We start from the raw sequence: 20,960 nt of genomic DNA, 5'->3' as shown, positions 1-20,960 counted from the left end.
CCCGGTCAGGCTCCGGGCGGGGTCGGCCCGACGGCTCGGCCGGCCGCAGCCCGGGTCTCAGAGCACGGCCAGCGCGTGCACGATGCCGACCACCACGGCCACCGCGGCGGTGCCGTAGCCGGTGGCCAGGATCGTCTGGACCGCCCGGGACCGGACGCTGTCCGACCCGGTCCCACTGAGCGCCAGGTGACCGGCCACGATCCCGGGCGCCGGTCCGAGGATGAGCGCCCAGACCACCCCACCCGACAGGGTCGCGGCACCACCGGGCCCGACCAGCAGGACGATGATCGCGCCGATCGCCGCCACCAGGGAGAGCCCGACCAGGACACCTGCCGCGACGGTCCACGACCCCGTCCCGGGGCGCGCACCGCTCGCCGTCGGGAGCTCGGCGTCCTGTTCGAGCCGGGCCCGGGAGTGCCGGTAGCTGTAGCCGAAGTACAGGGTGAGGCCGACCAGCAGCCACACCACGAAGCGCAGCCAGGTCTCGACGGCCAGATTGGCCATCAGCCACAGGCACAGCACGCCGGAGATGATCGGCAGGGTCGGCGACCACGGCACGGTGAACCCGCGCTTGAGGTCGGGGTAGCGGCGCCGCAGCACCGGCACGGAGAAGCTCACCAGCACGAACGCCGACAGGGTGCCGATGTTGATCATCTCCGACAGCTGGTTGACGTCGGCCAGGGCGGCGATCGCCGCGACGACCACACCGCTCAGGATCTGCAGCCGGGCCGGCGTGCCGCGGCTCGAGGTGTGCGACAGGCCGCGCGGCAGCAGCCCGTCGCGGCTCATTGCGAAGACCACCCGGGCCAGGCCCAGCAGCAGCACCATGATGACGGTCGTCAGGCCGATCAGGATGCCGATGGTGATGATCGTGCCGACCCAGTTCGCGCCGACCAGGCGGAACGCGGTGGCCAGCGAGGGCTCCTTCTCCTTGGCCATCGCCTGGTAGCTCACCATCCCGGTGACGACGATGGTGACCGCCACGTACAGCACGGAGACCAGGGCCAGGCCGCCGAAGATGCCCCGGGGCAGGGTCCGCTGCGGGTCCTTGGCCTCCTCGGCGGTGGTGGCGACGATGTCGAAGCCGATGAAGGCGAAGAAGACCAGGGCGGCCGCGGCGAGGAGCCCGTACACGCCGTAGCGGGTCGGCGCGGCACCGGAGAGGAAGGCGAACAGGCTCTGCGTCATCACCCCGGAGGCCTGGGAGCCGGCAGTGGGCTCGGCCGGCGGCAGGAAGGGACTGAAGTTCGCGGCCTTCACGTAGAAGGCGCCGGCGACGATGATGAACAGGGTGATGCCGATCTTGATCACCGTCAGCACGCCGTTGACCCGAGAGGTGAGCTTGGTGCCGAGCACCAGCAGGACGGTGAACAGGGCGACGATGAGCACCGGCGGCCAGGAGACGCTGAGCGCGCCGAGGGGGAACTCCGTCGGCAGGTCGACGTGCAGGAACTCGAAGACGTTGCGGACGTAGATGCCCCAGTACTTGGAGATCACCGAGGCCGCCATCAGCATCTCGAGGATCAGGTCCCAGCCGATGATCCAGGCGATCAGTTCCCCCAGCGAGACGTACGAGAACGTGTACGCCGACCCCGACACCGGGATCGTCGAGGCGAACTCGGCGTAGTTCATCACCGCCAGGCCACAGACCAGGGCGGCGATGATGAACGAGATGATCACCGCGGGGCCGGCGTAGTTGGCGGCGGCCTGCGCCCCGACGGAGAAGATGCCCGCGCCGACGGCGACCGCGACGCCCATCACGGCGATGTCCCACGCCGACAGGTCGCGTCGCAGGCTCCGCTCGGGATCCGCCAGGTCCTGCTGGACCTCACCGATGGTCTTCTTCACGAAAAGACTCATGCATCCACCTCATTCTTGGGGCCGGAACGCACTACTACACCCTCCGGACTGCGGGAAAAGGCTAGCGGACGGTGCCGCCGAACCCGGTACGTCTCGCCTCGGACACACGGTCGTAACACGACAGTGACACATTGCCCCTCGGTTCGTCAGCTCCATCGCCGGCCCCGTCACCGACGTCCGCCACCGGCCCGGCCAGATCCGGACAGCTCAACCGGTCGCAGGCGCAGGGCGGAGCAGGTCGACGCCCACGAAGGCGACCCAGAGCAGGGTCAGCAGCGAGGCGAGGATGATGGCGGAGCCGATCGCCGGCAGCAGCAGCGATCCGACGACGGCGATGACGCCGACGGCCCCGGTTGCGATGCCCAGGTAGCCGGTCGGCCGACGGAACCCGGAGCGCCGCATGACCAGCCCGGTGATCAGGATGCCCACCGACAGCGTCAGGCTGTTGTAGACGAACAGCAACGTCGACCCGAGCAGCGAAGCGGGATACCGGGCGGCCGCGACGACGGCCGCCCGCTGGGCTGCGTCGGCGGTGGCGTACGCATCGCTCAGGGTCAGCACCGCGGCGTAATTGGTCCAGGTCACGGCGAGGTCGAGCACTACGAACAGCGCCACGAAGGCGACCGCCACCGTCATCGTCCGCCGGTGGGAGCCGGCCAGCCGCGCGTACGCGGAGACGGTCACCGGGATCAGCAGCAGATCGGTCAGCACCGACAGGGTGAGGATCGCCCACCACGCGCCCAGGTGCGCGCCGTGGTACTCCAGCCGGGCGAGCGGGTCGGACGGTGCAGCACCCAGCGGCACGTACAGGGCGATGATCACCACGTACGCCGCCGCGAACGCGAGCGCGGCAGCACCGCTGGACCGATCGAACCACCGGCCGGCTGCCGGCGCACCGTCGTGAGTCTCGGGGACGGCCATCTCGCCCTCATTTCGTCCGGACCGGCGGCCACCGGCGACGCGGCGCGCGTCTCAGGTTGGGTGCCCTCGTGCCCTCGGTCCGGATCCTAGGGCACCCGCGGCGGCCCGGCCAGCCCCTCCGGATCATCCGGCAGGTCGTCGCCGAACTCGCGGCGGTAGAGGTCGCGGGCGTACGCCGTCGGCAGGGGCGGGCCCGCCGACAGCCGATACGTACGCTCGCCGTCGGCCCCACGCTCGGCCCGCAGGAACACGGCCGGCGGCCGGCCCGTGGCGTGCAGGGTCTCGGCGAGGTCGTAGAGATGGGTCACCACAACGACCCGGACGCCGGCGTCGACCAACGCCCGGAAGACGTCGAGGCCGATCTGGGACGCCTCCGCCTCGTTGGTGGAGGAGAAGGACTCGTTGGACAGCACCAGCGAGCCCGGCCGGACCCGGTCGACGAGGTCGCTCATCCGGGCCAGTTCCTCGTCCAGTTTGCCGTGGCGCATCCCGGCGTCCTCTTCCCGTGCCCAGTGGGTGAGCACGCCGGTGGCCGAGGAGCATGCCAGCGAGGTGGCCGGCACGTAGCCGCCGGCGTCCGCGAGCAGCTGGGCGAGGCCGATCGCCCGGAGCAGGGTGGTCTTGCCGCCGTGGTTCGCCCCGGTGACGACCAACAGTCGGTGCCCCCGGGTGTCGACGTCGTTGGGCACCACCCCTGCTCCGGACCGCAGCACCAGGCACGGGTCGTAGAGGCCCCGGGCGCGGAACACGTCCCGGTCGGCCCGGGGGTCGGGCCGGCAGACCGCCATCCCCGCCGCGGCGAGGCGCTCCCTCAGGTTGAGCCAGCCCAGGTAGAAGGCGGTCTGGCGGCGCAGCGCCACGAAGAACGCCCGGACCTGTTCGCCGGCCTCGTCCGCGGCCCTGGCGACACTCCACAGCGCCCGGTCCCGCAGCGTACGCAGCGCGTCGAATCCGGCCTGGTCGCGTTCGGGCAGGGTGAAGACGTAGGTCGGGCCGCGCAGCGCGTAGTGCGGGAAGAACCGGCCGACCCGCTGGACGACCCGCAGCCGCAGGTCGGTGAGCTCACCGCCGGGCGACAGCCCCGCATGCATCAGCACCCCGGTCTCGCGGCCCAGCACCGCCAGCAGCTCCCGCAGGTCGGCCAGGTAGTCGTCGGGCAGCTCGTCACGGCGATCGTCCTGACGCCCATCGTTCGTCCGCGGCTCCGTGGCCTGCGCAGGGACCAGTGGTGGCCGGGGCTCGGCCTGGTGGTCGTGTTCAGCGTGATGAACCTCAGCCTGTACACCGCGATCGACCGGATCGGGCTCGCCCTGGCCGTCACCCTCGAGTTCCTCGGCCCACTCACCGTCGCCATCGCCAGCTCACGCCGCGTGCTCGACGTCGCCTGCGCCGCGCTGGCCAGTGCCGGCGTGCTGGTGCTGACCAGCCCCGGTCCCTCCACCGACGTCATCGGCATCGCCCTGGGACTGCTCGCCGCGACGGCGTGGGGCTGTTACGTCCTGCTCAACCGAACCCTCGGTCAACGGCTTCCAGGCCTGCACGGAACCGCCCTGGCCAGTCTCGTCACCGCTGCCGTCTGGACACCGATCGCGGCGGCCTGGTTCGCCGTCCACACTCCCACCGCGCCGGCCATCGTGCTTGCCCTCGCCTGCGGGCTGATGTCGTCGATCGTGCCGTACGTCGCCGACCTGCTCGCGCTGCGCCGGGTGCCTGCACAGGTCTTCGGCACCTTCACCAGCATCAACCCGGTCTGGGCGGCCCTGGCCGGGTGGATCCTGCTCCATCAGGCATTCCGGCTCCACGAGTGGATCGGCATGGGTCTGATCATCCTCAGCAACGTTGCGGTCTCCGCACGCGGACTCGCCTTGTCCCGCCGCCTTCCTCGCTGACCGAGCGTCACCGGGCGCGCACCCTCATCCGCATCACTACCCGCGCTGGTGTCCTTCGAGGGTGCCACGGGCGATGGTGTGTCCGGCGACGCACGCGTCGAGGGTCTCGATGTCGGGGAGCGCGACGTACGCGTCGATCGTCGCGTCGAGCGCGATCAGGTGGAAGCGGTAGTGGTGGGTTCCGTGGCCGGGGAGGGGACGTGGGCCGGCATATCCGATCCGCGTGCCGTCACGGGTGGGGATCCAGCGGACGGGTCCGTGGTCCGGAGTGAGGCCGCCCTCGGCGACGCCGGGCACGTCGGGTGGCAGCAGTCCGATGCTGTGGACTCCGGGCCGGTCGAAGGGGAAGTCGAGGTCCTCGAAGACCAGCAGCAGCTGCCGGGCCGCGGTCGGGATGCCGGACCAGCTCAGCTGCGGTGAGACGTTCTGCCCGCGCCCCGGCAGGGAATGCCGGTCAGCGATACGTCCCCCCTGATCGAAGGAGTCACTGGTCAGCGTGATGGTGGCGGGGGCATCCCAGCCGGGCCGGGAGAGGACGCTGTGCTTCTCGCCGGAGCGGTGGCGGCGCAGCGCCCAGCCGAGGGGCGTGAGGAGGACGTCGAGAAGCCTGGGCATGAGTGGTCCGATCCGGGTCAGGCGGTGCGTGGTGCCCGCGGGGCGGCGACAGGGAGGCGTCGGTCGAAGGAGAGCAGGACGAGGATGGTGCCGAGAGCAATGACGATCGCGCCCTGCAGGTGGAGGCCGGCGTCGGTGGCGTGGTCGCCGAAGGTGATCGTCATCAGGCTGGAGGAGAAGATCGCGCCGATGTAGCCGAACGTCCGAAGCAGCCCGGAGGCGGTGCCGATCTGCTCGGCGGGCGCCTGGAGGTAGAGGGCAGTCTGGATGGCCACATTCGTGAGGCCGTTGGCGGCGCCGAACAGCACGGACATGCCGACGAGAACGGCGACGAGCCCAGGCATGTCTGCCTGCACCACCATGAGGACCGCGCCGGCCGCGATGACGGTGAGCGCGCCGGACACCAGCGCCGGCCGCACCCATCCGCGGGTGGAGACGAGACGAGCCAGGACGACCGAGATCGCGGACAGGGGGATCATGATCACCCCCACGGATGCCGCACCGAGCCCGGCCGCCTCCCCCATCCACTGACTGACGCCGTACAGGGCGGTGTAGACGGCAAGCCCGGCGATGAGCTGACGCAGGTACGTACGCGCGAGCGCAGGGTGACGGATGAGAGTGCGGACGTCGATGAGTGGCTCGGGCACCCGGAGCTCCCGGATGACCAGGAGGGCAAGGAGGAGGACCGCTGCCGCCAGCAGTGGCCAGGACGGGTGCTGCAGGTCACCGAGGAACAGGAGCAGACAGACGGTCGCGCCGGCGAAAAGCCCGATGCCGGGGAGGTCGAGGGCGGCCAGGACGGCGCGCGGAGCTGATCGCTCGGCGGGGCGGTCATGGTCGACCCAGCGGAGCACGGCGAGGAGGGCCGACAGGGCGAGCGGCACGTTCACCGCGAACAGGGCCCGCCAGCCGAAGGCGCTGGTCAGCAGGCCGCCGAGCGGCAGCCCGAGGACCACAGTGACCTGGGCGGCAATGGAGAAGGAACCGATGACCCGGGTCGGCGCGCTCAGGCCGGCCTCGTCGGCACGGTGGCGTACGAGCGCCATCGAGGTGGGAAAAGCCGCCGACGTCCCCACGCCCAGCAGGGCCCGCGACACCAGGAGCCAGCCGAACGATGGCGCGAACGTGCCGACGACCCCACCGACGAGGACGATGGCGAGCCCGGTCAGGAAGACCCGCCGGGCGCCCAGGACGGCGCCGAGCTTGCCGAACGTGGGCTGCATGATCGCAGCGCACAGGTACAGCACCGAGACCAGCGCTGCCGCCGTTCCCGGGCCGATGGCGAAGTCGCGCGCCATGCTGGTGAGTCCTGTTGCCAGCATCGAGCTGTTGATCGGGTTCAGGGTCGACGCGAGCATCAGCGGGGCGGTGAAACGCCAGCCGAACAAGCTCCTCTCGTCACGCACGGCGTTCGACTCGCCCAGCCCATCGCGCGCGGGGCGATCCAGATCGTCGCGCGCTGCAGCATCCGTCTCCCACGATCTTCCTTGTTCCCTTGACATGCGAAATCCTTAGTATCACTAATTAACTACTGAGGTATAGTAAGCATCCATGGGAGACGGAGCAAGCGTCGACGCAGAAGCCGTTGCCGCAGAAGCCGGCGTCACAGAAGCCGGTATCGGGGCGCTCGGCGCCGAACTGCGGACGCTGGTCTCCGCCTTGTACCGCCGCTATCGCTCACACCGGCCGCCGGGTGAGCTCGGCGACGCCGCGACAAGCGTCCTGTTGCGGCTCCAGAAGAAGGGGCCGCAGACCCTCACCGCGCTCTGCGAGCACGCCGGAGTCTCTCTCGGCTCGATGAGTCAGACCATTCGCCGTCTCGAGGAGCTCCACTACGTCGATCGCTCGAAGGACCCCGCCGACGGGCGTCGCGTGTTGCTGAGCGCGACAGACACCGGGGCGACGGTCGCCGCCGACGTACGGGCCCGAATGGAGGGCTGGTTCGACGGCCAGCTAGCCGCCCTCGAGCCCGACGAACGCACACGGCTCGCTGCGGTGATCCCGATCCTCCGCAAGTTGGCAGCGAACGACTAGCCGTCGCCGGGGCCGGCGCCCGCCCTCGGCCCGGAGCAACGGAGTGCAGCCCGTCGGTGGCGCTGCAGGGGCTGCGCCGACGCGTACGGCGGCAGGGGACGCGCCCGGTAGGCACCGCATCGACCGGCCCGCCGGATCACGGTTCATGGCTCCACGACCAGCGCGACCTGGAGCGGCCCGGCCAGCATGACCTAGATCACGATCACCGCGAGCGCGAACCCGATCAGGGTGGCGAACGCGGCGGCGGCCATTGCTCCGGGCAGCAGCAGATCAAAGACCGACGCGGCCATTGGTGATCCGCCGAATTGCACGTAGGAGTCGAAACTGAATCGTCCGACCACGACGACCACTCCTATCGGTACCGAATCAACCTCTCGAGGTCCTGGGTCACGGCGCACCTCAGCCACGCGGCGGAGTTCGCCACCGTACCGCGAACCCCGCTCACCCGTAGTCTGGGCGATGTCACCGCGGCCGGCGCTTGGTCGGGTGTCGTCCCGTCTCGGAATGCGTGGCCCATCGGAGGACGCTATGACGTGGAACATTCGGCAGCGGCACCGCACCAGGTGCGTACACACCATCGTCGCCGGAGCAGCGGTGGTCGTCGCCACGGTCGCCGTAGCCGGGTGCGACCGCGCGGACGTACCCGGGCCCCCTCCAGCGGCTCCGGGGGCGGTGTCCAGCGATTCCACAGCCACCTCCGCGCCGCTGACCCCTGAGGTGGAGGCGCGGGTCAGGGAACTGATGGACCAGGGGCTGACGAGGGAAGACGCCATCAACCAGGCAGTCGCCGAGTACTGGACGCCCGAGCGCATGAGGGACGCCAAGGGCCTCTGACCACCACCGATCAGGCGGCTGCTGGTAGTTGGATGTCGAAGAGCCGTTGGACGCACTCAGTGAGCCGGAAGCCGGCGCCGGCACCGGAGGGGAAGACCCGGTCGGGTTGTGCGGCGGCGGCCGCCACAGCGGACCATACGATCTCGTCGATCTCCTCAGGGTCGGGCCGCGCCCCCGCAGTGGCCGGGCCGTCCCTGCCGATCGTGCGTCCGTCCGGCAGGGTGAACTCCCAGGCGCCGGGCCGGCCCGCCAGACTGACACCTCCTTCGTGGACGTAGGTGTGGTGGGCCTGGCACAGCAGGACCAGGTTGCTGAGATCGGTCGGGCCTCCCTGCGCCCAGGACACGATGTGGTGGGCCTTGAGCCGGCGGTGTTGGGCGCAACCGGGGAACTGGCAGGATCTGTCGCGTACCCGCAGGGCACGCCGCTGCGACGGTGAGGCCAACCGCCGGGTGCGGCCCATGGCCAGCACATCACCGTTGCGGTCGATGATCATCCCGACCACCCGCCCGTCACAGGCGTGCCGCGCCGCGGTGGCGACCTCGACCGGCCCGCCGCGCTCGACCCACGCCCGCCCGGCGCCGTGCCGCGGCCCGGCATCGCCGGACGTTCCCGCGGGAACGTCCGGGCCAGCCGCGCCGTTCACGTCGTCAGGGCCATCACCGCCGGCAGACACCTCGGCGGCACGGACGTCGGCCGCATAGACGTCGGCGGCGGCACCGACGCTGGCCAGGGATTCGGCATCCACGTGCACGACGACCAGGTGGGGATCATCGGTGTAGGTGGCGGGAACAGTTTCCAGATATCCCCGGGCCACCTCACATAACCCGGCCACCGGATCGATCACCGGTCGATCCACCTCCCGCTCAGGGCTCGGAGCACCTGGTGACTCAGACCCGACAGCGGGCTCGGCGGGCCGGAGAACGGCTGAGACGTCGGGAGCATCGGCGGTGCCAGGCGAATCAGTGGCGCCGGGCGAATCGACGAAGTCAGGAGTGTCGAGCTGCCGGTCGGTCGCAGCCTCCACCGCACCACGGAGGACGGCGGCCTCCTCCGGCAACAGGGTGACGCTGAGTCGCACCATGCCGTCATCGGTCTCCCGCCACGACAATCGGCGGCGGGCGAGGTGAGCCAGGTGAGTGCCGTCCTGAGCCCGATACCGCCGAACAGTCCGCGCCAACTGCGACGCCGTCTGCAGGCTGGCGAGCTCACACAGCTCCGCTTCCTCGACCCGGCCCGCCACCCGGGTCAACTCACGCACCTTCGAATAGGTGAACTCGCCCTCGGCGAACCGTGCCGCCACCATCGGCATCGAACGCAGCGCCCGCGCGACGCGCAGATGCTCCCGGGCCGCCCCCGGACCCATCGAACAAGCCCACGTCAACCAGTGCGCACACGAGGTGATCCCGTCGAACCAGGCCCAGCCCAGGCCGGCATCGAACTCGCCGACCAACTCCAACAGGCGGGCATCGCATCGCGCCTGTGCCGTCGCGGCGCCCTGGATGCCGACCCCGACATCCTCGGCCTGTTCCCGCGGCATCCGATCCGCGCCGACGGCGTCCGACCAGTCCCACACGACTCCCCCTATACGAACAAATATCCGATAACACCCCCAGACTGGCACGCAGGTCTGACGTTCCGGAGCGGAATCTGCAGAAGGGAACGACTGCAGAAGGGAACGACTGCAGAAGGGAAGGACTGCAGGAGGGCAGCAGGCGGAACGGACACAGAGCAGAAGGAGGAGTGACGGAGCGCACGAGCGCGACGAGGACGCGTGCCCCGCGGAACCCGTCACCCCGCGGAACCCGTCACCCCGCTGCCGACGCCTCCAGCGGGGCCACAATGTCCTCACACAACGCGTGGGTGGTCAGGGCATCGCGCGCCGACAGGACGGTGCCCGCACGCACCGCGTCCAGGAACGCCAGGACGGCCTGTTCGATGCCGCGCTGCCGCGGCACGGGCACCCAGTCCGGCCGGCGGCGCAGGGTGGGCAGGCCGTCGGGGTGGTCGATCACGTCGGCCAGGTCCCGTACGACTCGCTTGCGCCCCTGGCCGGAGACCTCGAGCACCTCCTCGGTGACGCCGGCGACGCGGTTCATCACCCCCAGGGCAGTGAACCCCTCCCCCGACAACTGCAGGACCACGTGCTCGAGCCGGCCCTCCCGTACGCGATGTCGCGTCGCCACCTCCGTGACCTCGCCGGGGACGAGGAAACGCAGCGTGTCGACGACGTGGATGAAGTCGTCGAAGACCGTCCGGCGCGCCCCGGCGGCGGGCCCGGGGCGATTCTTCTGCATCACGATGAGGTCCCGCGGGTGGTCGCGACACCCCGCGTAACCGGGGGCGAAGCGCCGGTTGAACCCCACCATCAAGGACGTGTTCCGCTGCTCGGCGAGCGCCACCAACCGGCTGCAGGTCTGCAGGTCATCGGCGAGCGGCTTGTCGACATAGGTCGGGACGCCGGCCTGCAGCAGCTGCGTCACGATCCGGGGGTGAGCCTCGGTCGGCGCGTGGATGAACGCGGCGTCCAGGCCGGCATCGAGCAACGACTCCAGATCGGCGTGGCGCTGCGGTCCGGGCAGGTGCAGACCGTCGGCTACCGCGGTGAGGGTCGACGGGGTCCGGGTCTGCACGTGGAGTTCGACGTCCGCCAGGCCGCCCAGCACGGGCAGATAGGCCTTCCGGGCGATGTCGCCCAGTCCGATGCATCCGACTCTCACCCGTTCACCCTGCCACACTGCCCCTGGCGCCACACCACCCCCGCTCTCGCGGGCCCGAACACACGTCGGGCACGAGCCCGGGTATCCCTGCCCCACCCCGCCGGGAGTCCCCTCACCCAGCCACACAGCCAATATAAGGAACCTAAGATAGGAACCATGGTCAGACCGGATCGCCGTACCACCCTGTTGGGTCCGTTGAAGCGCGCCCACCTCGCCGTACGCACCCTTGCGGACGGGACACTGCGTCCGTTCGGGCTGACCATCGCCCAGTATTCGATGCTTCGCCACCTCGCCGACAACCCGGGGATCTCCGGCGCGGAGCTCGCCCGGTTGGTGCGCATCACCCCGGCATCGGTCGCCGGGATGCTCTCCGTCCTCGAACAGGACGGCCGGGTGGAACGTACGCCCGACCCCGCGGGCGGGCGATGCCTCCTGGCTCGAACCACCCCGGCGGCCGACGAGTTGCTCGAGCAGGTGTGGCCGGCCATCCAGTGGCTCGAGGAGGAACTGTTCGAGGGGGTCCCCGACGCCGACCGCGACACCTTCCGGCGGGTCCTCGACGCGATCGTCGACCGGCAGGCCGAACTGCTCGCGCCACGACGGCTCGGCCCACCCCCGACCGAGGTCCCGGAACCGGACACGACACCGACGGAACGAGGCCCGGGCACGAGGCCGACCACCCACGAAGACCCGGTATCGACCACCCACGAAGACCCGGTATCGACCACCCACGAAGACGAATCGACCGCCCAAGTAGAGGAACGGGGAGCCATCCGATGAGTCCCACCACGCGTATCCACGCCCTGCATCCCGAGCGCTACAAATGGGTCGCCCTGTCGAACACCACCCTGGGCGCCCTGATGGCGTCGATCAACGGCTCGATCGTGATGATCGCCATGCCGGCCATCTTCAACGGCATCCGGCTGGATCCCCTCCAGGCCGGCAACGTGAGCTATCTGCTGTGGATGCTGATGGGGTACCTGCTGGTGACCGCCGTCCTGGTGACCACCTTCGGGCGGCTCGGCGACCTGTACGGACGGGTGCGCGTCTACAACCTCGGCTTCCTCGTCTTCACCCTCGCCGCGATCGCCCTGTCGGTCGACCCGTACGTCGGCGGCGCCGGCGCGGTCTGGCTGATCCTGTGGCGGCTCGTCCAGGCCGTCGGCGGGTCGATGATCTTCGCCAACTCGACCGCGATCATCACCGACGCCTTCCCGGCCGGAAAGCGCGGGACCGCGATGGGCATCAACCAGGTGGCCGGCCTCGCCGGCACCTTCGTCGGGCTGGTGCTCGGCGGCCTGATGGCGGCCCTGCACTGGCGCTGGGTGTTCCTGGTCTCGGTCCCGGTCGGCATCATCGGCACGGTGTGGGCCTACCTCTCGCTCCGGGAGACGGGTGAGCGAGCCCGCCTCGCGGCGGGCAAGGAGTCGCTCGACGCGATCGGCAATCTCCTCTTCGCCGGCGGTCTGACCGCGCTGCTGATCGGCATCACCTACGGCATCCAGCCGTACGGCGACCGGATGGACGGCTGGGGCAACCCCTGGGTGATCGCCGGCATCGTCGGTGGCCTCGCCATCCTCGTGGCCTTCGTCTGGTACGAGAGCAGGATCCCCAACCCGATGGTGGACGTACGGTTGTTCCGGATCCGGGTGTTCGCCTTCGGCAACCTCTCGGCCTTCCTGTCGGCGGTGGCGCGGGGCGGCCTCCAGTTCATGCTGATCATCTGGCTGCAGGGCATCTGGCTGCCGCTGCACGGTTACGCGTACGAGGACACCCCGCTGTGGGCGGGCATCTACATGCTGCCGCTGACGGTCGGGTTCATCATCGCCGGACCGTTGTCGGGGATGATCTCCGACCGGCTGGGGTCGCGGATCTTCGCCCCGTTGGGTCTGACCCTGGTCGGCGTCACCTTCCTCGGGTTCCTGATGATCCCGGTGAACTTCCCCTACTGGCTCTTCGCCGTGGTGTGCTTCCTCAACGGGGTCGGTTCGGGCATGTTCGCGGCGCCCAACCGGTCCACCGTGATGAGCAGCGTACGTGCCTCCGAACGTGGCATCGCGTCGGGCATGTCGAGCACGTTCACGAACGCCGGCAGTTCGCTGTCGATCGGTGTCTTCTTCTCCCTGATGATCGCCGGCCTGGCCGGGACCCTGCCGACCGCGCTCTACGCGGGCCTCACCGCCCACAATGTCCCCGCCGGGGTCGCCACCCGGATCGCGAACCTGCCTCCCACCGGCAGCCTGTTCGCCGCCTTCCTGGGCTACAACCCGATCCGGTCGATGCTCGAGCCGACCGGGGTGCTGGACAAGCTTCCGGCCGCGGATGTCGGTGTCCTGACCGGGCAGCAGTTCTTCCCGCAGCTCATCTCGGCGCCGTTCCAGTCCGGCCTGGTGATCGTGTTCCTGGCGGCCGCCGTGATGAGCTTCGTCGGGGCGCTGGCCTCGCTCGCCCGCGGCAAGCATGTCCGGGTGATCGGGACGGCGGCCCATGTCGAGCCGGTGGCCGTCGAGGTGGGCGGCGAGCGGGACTGAGCGCACCCCCCGCCCGGCGCCGTGGGGGTCCGGCAGAGCGCCGGGAGAGTCCGCGTCACGATCCCAGCAGCGCGTCGCGGCAGCTGGCGAGCAGTGCACGGAGCCGATCGCGGTCGGCCCCGTCAAGCCGGTCGGTCATCGTCCCGACCACACCAGCGACCTCGACACGTGCCTGCACCAGCAGCGCAACGGCTGCGGGCGTGAGGATCGTGGCGCGTTCCCGGCGCGGACCGGGGGCGTCGGACCGCTCGACCAGACCACGCTTCTCGAGGCCCTGGATCAGGACGTTCATCGACTGACGGGAGACGAACGCGCGCCGGGCGAGGTCGGAGCCGGTGATGCCCGGGGTGTCCTGCAGGGCCTGCAGGCACGCGTACTGCGGCACACTCAGCGCGAGCGGACGCAGCACCTCGTCCATCCGCTGGTGCAACACGGCCTGCGTCTCCTTGATCAGCACGCCCAGTTCCTCCGGCACGGTGCGGCCACCCACCTCTTCCATGTCAACAGTTTGACACACTCTCCTAAGTGTCAGAGTATTGACACAAGTGATCCAGGAACAAGTGATCCGAGGAAGTGGAGGAAGCTCATGACAACCAGTGGCCCCGATTTCGTGTCGTTCCAGGTACGCGACCGCGAGGCGTCCGCGACGTTCTACGAGGAGACGGTCGGGCTGATCCGGCTCCCGGTACCGAACCCGGCCGCGGCCGTGTTCTCCGCCGGCGACGTCTCGTTCGCGGTGCGCGACCCGTTCCCGGGCGTGGACCTCGACGCCGTCGGCCAGCTCGGCGCAGGCATAGGCGTCTGGTTCCACAATGCCGACGCCGACGGCTTGCACGCGCGGCTGGTCGAGGCGGGTGTGCCGATCGTCCAGGAGCCGTTCGAGGGTCCCTTCGGGACCCAGTTCGCCTTCCGTGACCCCGACGGCTACGTCGTCACCATCCACTCGAAGGCCTGAGACCAGGGGCGCGGTGGGACGCCTCGGGACGAGGCTCGAGGTCGTGGGCCCCTCTGGTCGCTGCGTACGCGCGCGATTCCGGGAGAGTTCACAACCCCACCGCAACCCCGGCCCAGCGCCCGGTCGCGCTCACCGGGCTCGGCGCCGGGTCGTCCCGCCTCACCCGCCCGCCGGCCGGGGACGGAACGCCTTCCGGTACGCGCCGGGGGTGACGCCGAGGGTTTGGGCGAACTGGGCACGGAAGTTGCTCGTGGTGGAGAACCCGGTCTGGGCGGCGATCCGATCCACCGTGTGGTCGGTCGTCTCGAGCAGCTCCTGGGCGTGTCGAATGCGCACCCCCGACACCCACTGCATGGGGCTCTGCCCGGTCTCGTCCTTGAACCGACGGGCCAGCGTCCGCACACTGGTGTCCGCCGCAGCCGCGATGTCGGCGAGGGTGAGGGCCCGGTGCGCGTGCGCCTCGATCCAGGCGAGGACCGGTTCGAGGGTCGCCGTCCGATAGGTCGGGCGGTTCCGGAGGATGTACTGCGCCTGCCCGCCGGACCGGTGCAGCGGCGCGACCGCGAGGCGGGCGGCATCCGCGGCGACGGCCATCCCGTAGTCCCGCTGCACCAGGTACAGGCACAGGTCGAGCCCGGAGGCCGCACCGGCGGAGGTGAGGATGCTCCCGTTGTCGGTGTAGAGCTGATCGAGGTCCAACCGGACCGCCGGATACCGGCTGGTGAACTCGTCTGCGGTCAGCCAGTGCGTCGTCGCCTTCCGGCCGTCGAGGAGGCCCGCCTCGGCGAGCGTGAACGCCCCCACACAGATCGACGCGATCCGCGTCCCACGGTCGTACGCGGCACGGAGGGCCGCCAGGACCTCCGGAGGCGACGGCTGCAGCGGATCGTTGCGGCCCGGCACCACGACGAGGTCGGCCCACTCCAGCGCCTCCAAGCCCTCCTCGACCCGCAGTTCCAGCGGACCCGCCTGCACCGAGGTCTCCGGGCCCGCGACGAGCACGCGGTACCCCGGCCGTCCGTCCGGGAGGCGTACGCGGCCAAACGCCTCGATCGGCATGGCCATATCGAAGGCAATCGCATCGGGAAGAGCCAGCACCACCACGCAGTACACAGCGGAAGCGTACACCACATCCCGATGGCCTGATACAGGCGAAGTATGGCTGGATCGCCATTGTGTGAGCTTGCCCCAGGTCGCGACGATGAGGGAGTGAACGCCTTCCTGCTGTCGGTGCATGTCTCGCGGCGATCCTCGCCATCGGTCCGGTCGCTGTCGCCGCGCGCATGTTCCCGCCCTCCGCACGGCTCGCCCTTGCCACGCCCGACCCGAGTTGGCTCAAATTAGTGCACACCCTCGCCGGTGAGAAGGTCGAGGATCGCCTGGGCCTCGACCGGGATGGCCGGCGGGACAGTGATGGTCTGGGTGCCGGTGTTGATCACTGCTGACTGCAATGGCCGCAGGGTCAGCAGGAACTTCTTGATCGACAGTCCGGTGCGGGCCTGGATCGTGCGCCCGACGGCGAGGGCGGCGAACACGACGGTGAGGTGGGCCTCGATCGAGTCGCGGGTGCGGTGGAAGATCGGTCGGGCGGCCAGGTCGCTCTTGGCCATCCGGAACGACGCCTCGACCTGCCACAGGTCCCGGTAGGCCGCCACGACGGCCGGCCCGTCCAGCACGAAGGTTCGATGTTGGTGACGTAGCCTTTGAACCCGGCAGCGGCGCGGGCGCGTTCGACCAGGGCCCAGTCCACGCCCTTGGTGGCGCCCTCGAGCTTGATGAAGCGGTGTTTTCCGATGGGTGCTTTGCCGGTGGCGATCTTCTCGGCGCGCTCGATCTGCTTGTTCAGCGTCTGCTGGTCACGCCGGGCCCTGGTGGCGAGGTAGTGCCAGACGACCCGCCGGTCGCGGCGGTCCTTCCCGATGCCCATCGGGCGGGTGACCTCAAAGGTTTCGCCGTCTGGCAGGTAGTTGCCGTGGGCCTCGAAATGGGACTCCAACTCCGCGGGAGCCTTCGATTGCCGGGCGGCGACGATGAAGCGGAACCCGGCGTCCTCCAGCGCGTTCAGGTTCGCCGCCGACAACATGCCCGCGTCGGCCACCACGACCAAGTCGGTCACCTGGTGGCGGGCTTGGAATGCCTCGATCACGGGCAGCAGGGTGGTCGTCTCGGCTTTGTTCCCCTCGAACACGTGCAGATCGAGGGGGAAGCCGGACGGGTCGACCAACAGCCCGACGGTGATCTGCGGATCGACGCGGCGCTCCTTCGACATGCCGACCTTCCGCAGCGTGTCCTCGTTCTCAGCCTCGAAGTAGAGCGTGGTGACGTCGTACATGATCAATGCGACCGCGCCGCGGGCGCTGACGTGATTCCAGCAGGCGTGGGCGAGCTGGCCGCGGTAGTCGCGGTCGTTGATCCGGGGCAACGTCCGTTTGATCGTGCTCAACGAGGGCGCCGCCACGCCGAGTCCCTCCAGCACGCGGATGGAATCCAGTTTCGAGGTCGGTTCCACGACCCTGGCTGACACCAGCTGGCGGAAGCACTCATCGCCCAGCACGTCGAACCCCAGCCCGTCATAGACACCCGACAGGGCGTCCCACAACACTGCGGAGGCGGTCGATTCGACCACCGCTTGGCCCGGCGGGCGGCCAGCAGGCTCCCACGCGAGGTCGAGCTCGTCTTGGTCGGCGGCGAGTCGTTCACGCGCGACCTGCAGCAGCAACTCCAGTTCGGCCTCGTCGTGCGCGGAGCCGATGTGATCGATCCCGAGACGCTGCTTGCCACGCTTGTGCACGATCTGGACCGCCGTCGCTCCCGAGCCAGTCTTGACCTTCCGCACGAACGACCCCACCGTGACAGGCTACCGACCACACTTCTTAGTGCACACCCCGAGAATCAACGCCCCTAGTCAAAGCCATCTCGCCCTCGAAAATCCGGCTACGTGAACCAACTCGGGCTTGAGTCCGCGTCGCATCCTGCAGATCTCGGCACGGTGGAGCTTGTCACGCTCTTGCTGATGCTCGCGAACCTCGCCACCGTGCATCGGCCGGAGGTCTCGCACGTGCTGGGCCCCGTGCACGGGTTGGCCTACTCCATCACGATCATCGCAGCCGTCCTCGTCATCGGCGGCGGCCATCGGGTGTGGCCGCTCGCCCTGATCCCCGGCCCGAGTTCACTCATCTCGTGTCGATTCGGCAGTGAATGCTTGTCTGGCTAGGTGATTCTCCCGTCCGGGGTGGTGAAAGGGGTTACTAAGAACTCCTTGGGGGCCGGTAGTCTGCCCGGGTGGGGTCCCGGTTCGTACGGAAGGTCCGGACCGCGTCGGGAGCCGTCGCGGTTCAGATCGTCACGCGTGAGGGCCGCCAGGTCGTCGCGGTCGATCACGTCGGTTCGGCGCATACCGACGCCGAGTTGGGGTTGTTGATGGCCGCGGCCCGCGAACGGCTGGTCCCCGATGGTCAGGACATGCTGGACCTGGGGCCGGTCGAACAGGCTGGGGCGCGGCTGGGCGATGTTGCCGACTGGACCCGTCCCGCCGACACGCTGTCGGTCGAACCGACCGGTGGGCGGCCCCGCCAGACGGCCGCCGGCGGGCGGGTCTCGGGGACGGCCTCACTGCTGTTGTGGGATCTACTGGTCGAGGCCTATGGCCGGCTCGGGTTCGAGGCCTTGGCGGACGACACGTTCCGGGCGTTGGTGTGCGCGCGGATCATCGAGCCGACCTCGAAACGCGACACGCTGCGCGTGTTGGACGACATCGGTGTCGCGGCGCCGGCGTTGAACACGCTCTACCGGTGCCTGCGCCGGGTCAAGGAACGCGACTACCGCGACCGCCTGGCGCGCGCTTGCGCCGCCTACTCGGCTGCCGTCAAGGGCACCGGTGGCCTGATCCTCTACGACGTCACGACCCTCCACTTCGAGAACGACAACGAGGACGACCTGCGTCGGGTCGGGATGAGCAAGGAGCACAGGGTCGATCCGCAGGTTCAGGTCGGGCTGCTGGTCGACCCGTCCGGGTTCCCGCTCGAGGTCCACCTGTTCGACGGCAGCATCGGGGAGACCAAGACCCTGATCCCGGTCCTGAAGGCCTTCCGGGACCGTCACGGACTGGCCGAGCTCGTGGTGGTCGCCGATGCCGGGATGTTGTCGGCGGGCAACCTGAACGCCCTGGAGGACGCCGGGTACTCGTTCATCGTCGGCTCCCGGCTGACGAAGGCGCCCTATGACCTGGCCGACCACTTCGAACGTCACGGAGACTGGTTCGCCGACGGGCAGATCCTCGAATCGAGTCGGGTGATGGGGACCGGGTCGGCGGCCAGGGAACGCCGGATCGTCTACCAGTACTCGTTCAAGCGCCGTAAGCGTGACGACAAGGCGATCGATGCCCAGATCGCCCGGGCGGAGAAGATCGCCGCCGGCAAGGCGCCTGTCTCGCGGGCCCGGTTCCTGAAGGTCGCCGGTGCCGACAAGCAGCTGAACCAGGACACCATCGACCGGGCCCGCCGGCTCGCCGGCCTGAAGGGCTACGTGACGAACCTGCCGGTCGCCACGATGGACGGCCAGGCCGTCATCACGGCCTACCACGACCTGTGGCAGGTCGAGGCGTCGTTCCGGTTGACCAAGTCAGATCTGCGGGCCCGCCCGGTGTTCGTCCAGACCCGGGACACGATCGAGGCCCACCTGACCATCGTGTTCGCCGCGCTGGCGATCAGCCGTCACCTCCAACAGGCGTCCGGGGTCACCATCCGCAAACTCGTCCAGACCCTGCGCCCGATCCGGTCAGCGACCGTCACGATCAACGGCCAGCACCTCACCCTGGAGCCCGAGATCCCCGACCACGTCCAAGCCATTCTCGACAAAATCAGGGGTCACTAACCCCAATGTGTGAACTCGGGCCCGGCGTCGGCGGCCTCCTCGCGTCCCGTGCCGCGGCGCCCGAACGACTGGAACGGCAGGCACCGGACCGGCAGTAGGCCACGGGCCACGACGGGCGGACCACGTATCGAAGCTGGCGGTCCGTCAGGAGACTGCGGGCGTCAGCACCGCCCGCGCCTGGCTCGCCATCCAGACCGCCTACGACCTGGCGATCGAGACCAGCTACGGCATGCCGGAGCTGGTCGGTTCATAGCCAGGCAGAAGGGCCTGTGACGAGGTGTTCACCCTAGCCACAGGCCCTTTTAGTGGACGCAATGGAGCGTTGCGGGAACAGGCGACCTCGGGTTGAGAGGCTGATTTCCGCGTGGAATCAAGGGTCCGACGGCCTGTCCGAGCCTGCTGGTGAGCTTGACGACCCACTGATCGAGGCTGCCGCAGAGCCAAGGAGACGCGCTCGAACACAGCTGACCGACGAGGAAGCGGACGCTATGCGAACAGCCCGCGCGCAGGGTGTCAGCGTGACTGCCCTCGCCCGGCAGTTCGGCGTGCATCGCGGCACCGTCTGGGCGAAGACAAGGCCAGGGGTCAAAGACCCATTACCTGCTTCTTCTTCGCCTCAAACTCGTCTTGAGACAGGATCCCGGCATCAACGAGATCCTTCAGCTTTCTGACGGACTCGATCTGCTCGTCGAGTGACAACCCTGGTGTTGACGAGATTGGAGCCACTGGCGTGGCCGGTGCTGCGGTCATCGGGCTGATCGCTTGGGCAAGATTCATGCCGAATAGCATCCCGCCCGCGTCACCGAGTCCGTGATCCTGGACTCCTTGTGCAACCTTCTGCTGTGCGGCGACGTTTGAAGTCTGCTGCGAGATGCCCTCGAACGCCGAGATGTTCATCTTGTTCGCGGAGTACTGCTTGACAAGTTCCCGCGACTCGGGCGAGAACTCGATGCTCTCGATACCGACCTGGACCACGTCAAGCCCGTATCGAGTGATCCACGATCCGAGTGCGGAATTGTCATCGGCGATCAGTTCGGCAATGGACCCCGCCTGTGAAGGCAGCTCAGAAATACGGTGCGTTGCCGAGAGTGAGTTGACCGCAACGAGGAACGCCTGCATGAACTCGGAAGAGATCTGCTGGCGAGCCTCGGCGCTGTCAAAAGCGTAGTAGCGCGCGTTCGCCGGCAAGAAGTTCCGAACGAATGCGACGGCGTCAACGACACGAAGAGAGAAGCTCCCAAACGCCATGAGCTCCAAGTCCGCACCGTAGAACTTGTCGTGATAAACCATCGGCCCACGTGTGCCGAACTTGAGCCCACGAATTTCGCGCAAATTGACGAAGGCGAGGTACTTCTGGTCCGAGGTCTGCCCGCCGTAGCCAATGCGATCAACAGTCTGGTTCACGATCGATACGGTGAATCCGTCCCCGCTGAAGATGCTTGGTTGTCCTGCGCGGTATTCGTACCCGCCTGCTTGGGTAACCACATCCTCGATGCCCGCTTGACTGAAGATGAAGGCGGCGGTGTTCTCAGGGACAAATATCTTTGAACCGTTGGAGATGACATCGACCGAACCCTTGAAGTTCGTCCCGCGTCCGTTGTTGGTCTGCTGATAGACGCCCGGAGCGACCACCGTGTACTCGGTGAAGTGCCCGGCGGTGATAATGTCCTTCCACTGATCCGCGAAAGTGCCGCCGAGAGCGCCGGTGAACGCCTGAATGATTCCCATC

The 20,960-nt window shown here is 68.9% G+C and carries 19 protein-coding genes and 1 pseudogene; 8 read left to right on the top strand and 12 right to left on the bottom strand.

The window, feature by feature from the left end; all coding sequences use genetic code 11:
• Positions 1-57: 57 nt before the first annotated feature.
• From R0145_RS02835 to R0145_RS02825, 3 genes are all read right to left on the bottom strand, one after another.
• Positions 58-1,860 carry an amino acid permease gene (locus R0145_RS02835; protein WP_317838917.1) on the bottom strand — a complete coding sequence of 601 codons (1,803 nt, stop codon included), beginning with the start codon at positions 1,858-1,860 and terminating at the stop codon, positions 58-60.
• Positions 1,861-2,067: 207 nt separating this feature from the next.
• Entirely contained in the window at positions 2,068-2,781 is a 714-nt protein-coding gene (locus R0145_RS02830) for a hypothetical protein (RefSeq protein WP_317838916.1), read from the bottom strand.
• 86 nt (positions 2,782-2,867) lie between these two features.
• On the bottom strand, positions 2,868-3,899 hold the full coding sequence (locus tag R0145_RS02825; RefSeq protein WP_317838915.1) for a MutS-related protein: 1,032 nt from the start codon (positions 3,897-3,899) through the stop codon (positions 2,868-2,870).
• On the opposite strand from R0145_RS02825, the gene R0145_RS02820 reads away from it, so the two are divergent.
• The gene (locus R0145_RS02820; RefSeq protein WP_317838914.1) at positions 3,867-4,670 is read left to right on the top strand and encodes an EamA family transporter; all 804 of its coding nucleotides are present in this window, start codon (positions 3,867-3,869) and stop codon (positions 4,668-4,670) included. The genes R0145_RS02825 and R0145_RS02820 overlap by 33 nt on opposite strands.
• A 36-nt stretch (positions 4,671-4,706) precedes the next feature.
• Here the strand turns inward: R0145_RS02820 and R0145_RS02815 are convergent, their stop codons facing one another.
• Positions 4,707-5,285: a YbhB/YbcL family Raf kinase inhibitor-like protein gene (locus R0145_RS02815; RefSeq protein WP_317838913.1), complete on the bottom strand. Its 579-nt coding sequence runs from the start codon at positions 5,283-5,285 to the stop codon at positions 4,707-4,709.
• A gap of 17 nt (positions 5,286-5,302) precedes the next feature.
• Complete coding sequence (locus tag R0145_RS02810) at positions 5,303-6,673, bottom strand: MFS transporter (RefSeq protein ID WP_317838912.1); 1,371 nt, start codon at positions 6,671-6,673, stop codon at positions 5,303-5,305.
• A gap of 163 nt (positions 6,674-6,836) precedes the next feature.
• Between R0145_RS02810 and R0145_RS02805 the strand changes: the two genes are divergently transcribed.
• Positions 6,837-7,319 carry a MarR family winged helix-turn-helix transcriptional regulator gene (locus tag R0145_RS02805; protein WP_317838911.1) on the top strand — a complete coding sequence of 161 codons (483 nt, stop codon included), beginning with the start codon at positions 6,837-6,839 and terminating at the stop codon, positions 7,317-7,319.
• Positions 7,320-7,510: 191 nt separating this feature from the next.
• On the opposite strand, the gene R0145_RS02800 is transcribed toward R0145_RS02805, so the two are convergent.
• Entirely contained in the window at positions 7,511-7,660 is a 150-nt protein-coding gene (locus R0145_RS02800; RefSeq protein WP_317838910.1) for a hypothetical protein, read from the bottom strand.
• A 187-nt stretch (positions 7,661-7,847) separates the two neighbouring features.
• On the opposite strand from R0145_RS02800, the gene R0145_RS02795 reads away from it, so the two are divergent.
• A complete protein-coding gene (locus R0145_RS02795; protein WP_317838909.1) occupies positions 7,848-8,153 on the top strand; it encodes a hypothetical protein in 306 nt (101 codons plus the stop codon).
• 10 nt (positions 8,154-8,163) lie between these two features.
• Here R0145_RS02795 and R0145_RS02790 read toward each other — a convergent pair whose 3' ends face one another.
• Both R0145_RS02790 and R0145_RS02785 read right to left on the bottom strand, forming a co-directional pair.
• Positions 8,164-9,729, bottom strand: coding sequence for an HNH endonuclease signature motif containing protein (locus R0145_RS02790; RefSeq protein WP_317838908.1), 1,566 nt, complete (start codon positions 9,727-9,729; stop codon positions 8,164-8,166).
• 232 nt (positions 9,730-9,961) lie between these two features.
• Positions 9,962-10,873, bottom strand: coding sequence for a Gfo/Idh/MocA family oxidoreductase (locus R0145_RS02785; protein ID WP_317838907.1), 912 nt, complete (start codon positions 10,871-10,873; stop codon positions 9,962-9,964).
• A gap of 156 nt (positions 10,874-11,029) precedes the next feature.
• Here R0145_RS02785 and R0145_RS02780 point away from each other — a divergent pair, with 156 nt between their 5' ends.
• On the top strand, positions 11,030-11,653 hold the full coding sequence (locus tag R0145_RS02780; RefSeq protein ID WP_317838906.1) for a MarR family winged helix-turn-helix transcriptional regulator: 624 nt from the start codon (positions 11,030-11,032) through the stop codon (positions 11,651-11,653).
• Positions 11,650-13,404 (top strand): MFS transporter, encoded by a 1,755-nt coding sequence (locus R0145_RS02775; RefSeq protein WP_317838905.1) that lies wholly within the window; start codon positions 11,650-11,652, stop codon positions 13,402-13,404. The genes R0145_RS02780 and R0145_RS02775 overlap by 4 nt, the downstream gene beginning before the upstream one ends.
• Before the next feature lie 55 nt (positions 13,405-13,459).
• Here the strand turns inward: R0145_RS02775 and R0145_RS02770 are convergent, their stop codons facing one another.
• Positions 13,460-13,903, bottom strand: coding sequence for a MarR family winged helix-turn-helix transcriptional regulator (locus R0145_RS02770; protein WP_317838904.1), 444 nt, complete (start codon positions 13,901-13,903; stop codon positions 13,460-13,462).
• Between the two features lie 87 nt (positions 13,904-13,990).
• On the opposite strand from R0145_RS02770, the gene R0145_RS02765 reads away from it, so the two are divergent.
• On the top strand, positions 13,991-14,359 hold the full coding sequence (locus R0145_RS02765; RefSeq protein ID WP_317838903.1) for a VOC family protein: 369 nt from the start codon (positions 13,991-13,993) through the stop codon (positions 14,357-14,359).
• A 159-nt stretch (positions 14,360-14,518) separates the two neighbouring features.
• Here the strand turns inward: R0145_RS02765 and R0145_RS02760 are convergent, their stop codons facing one another.
• Positions 14,519-15,472, bottom strand: coding sequence for a GlxA family transcriptional regulator (locus R0145_RS02760; RefSeq protein WP_317838902.1), 954 nt, complete (start codon positions 15,470-15,472; stop codon positions 14,519-14,521).
• Positions 15,473-15,699: 227 nt separating this feature from the next.
• Positions 15,700-17,207 (bottom strand): annotated as a pseudogene (locus R0145_RS02755) (IS1634 family transposase).
• Between the two features lie 90 nt (positions 17,208-17,297).
• Between R0145_RS02755 and R0145_RS02750 the strand changes: the two are divergent.
• Together R0145_RS02750 and R0145_RS02745 are read left to right on the top strand one after the other, a co-directional pair.
• Positions 17,298-17,573 carry a hypothetical protein gene (locus R0145_RS02750; RefSeq protein WP_317838901.1) on the top strand — a complete coding sequence of 92 codons (276 nt, stop codon included), beginning with the start codon at positions 17,298-17,300 and terminating at the stop codon, positions 17,571-17,573.
• Positions 17,574-17,641: 68 nt separating this feature from the next.
• Positions 17,642-19,231: an IS1634 family transposase gene (locus R0145_RS02745; protein WP_317836559.1), complete on the top strand. Its 1,590-nt coding sequence runs from the start codon at positions 17,642-17,644 to the stop codon at positions 19,229-19,231.
• A gap of 585 nt (positions 19,232-19,816) precedes the next feature.
• On the opposite strand, the gene R0145_RS02740 is transcribed toward R0145_RS02745, so the two are convergent.
• Positions 19,817-20,959 carry an SPFH domain-containing protein gene (locus R0145_RS02740; protein ID WP_317838900.1) on the bottom strand — a complete coding sequence of 381 codons (1,143 nt, stop codon included), beginning with the start codon at positions 20,957-20,959 and terminating at the stop codon, positions 19,817-19,819.
• Position 20,960: the final 1 nt, after the last annotated feature.

Source organism: Raineyella sp. W15-4 (genome assembly GCF_033170155.1).
Classification (GTDB): domain Bacteria; phylum Actinomycetota; class Actinomycetes; order Propionibacteriales; family Propionibacteriaceae; genus Raineyella.
Note: the sequence above shows the minus strand (reverse complement) of the source record. Positions and strands in the feature narration are given on the sequence as shown.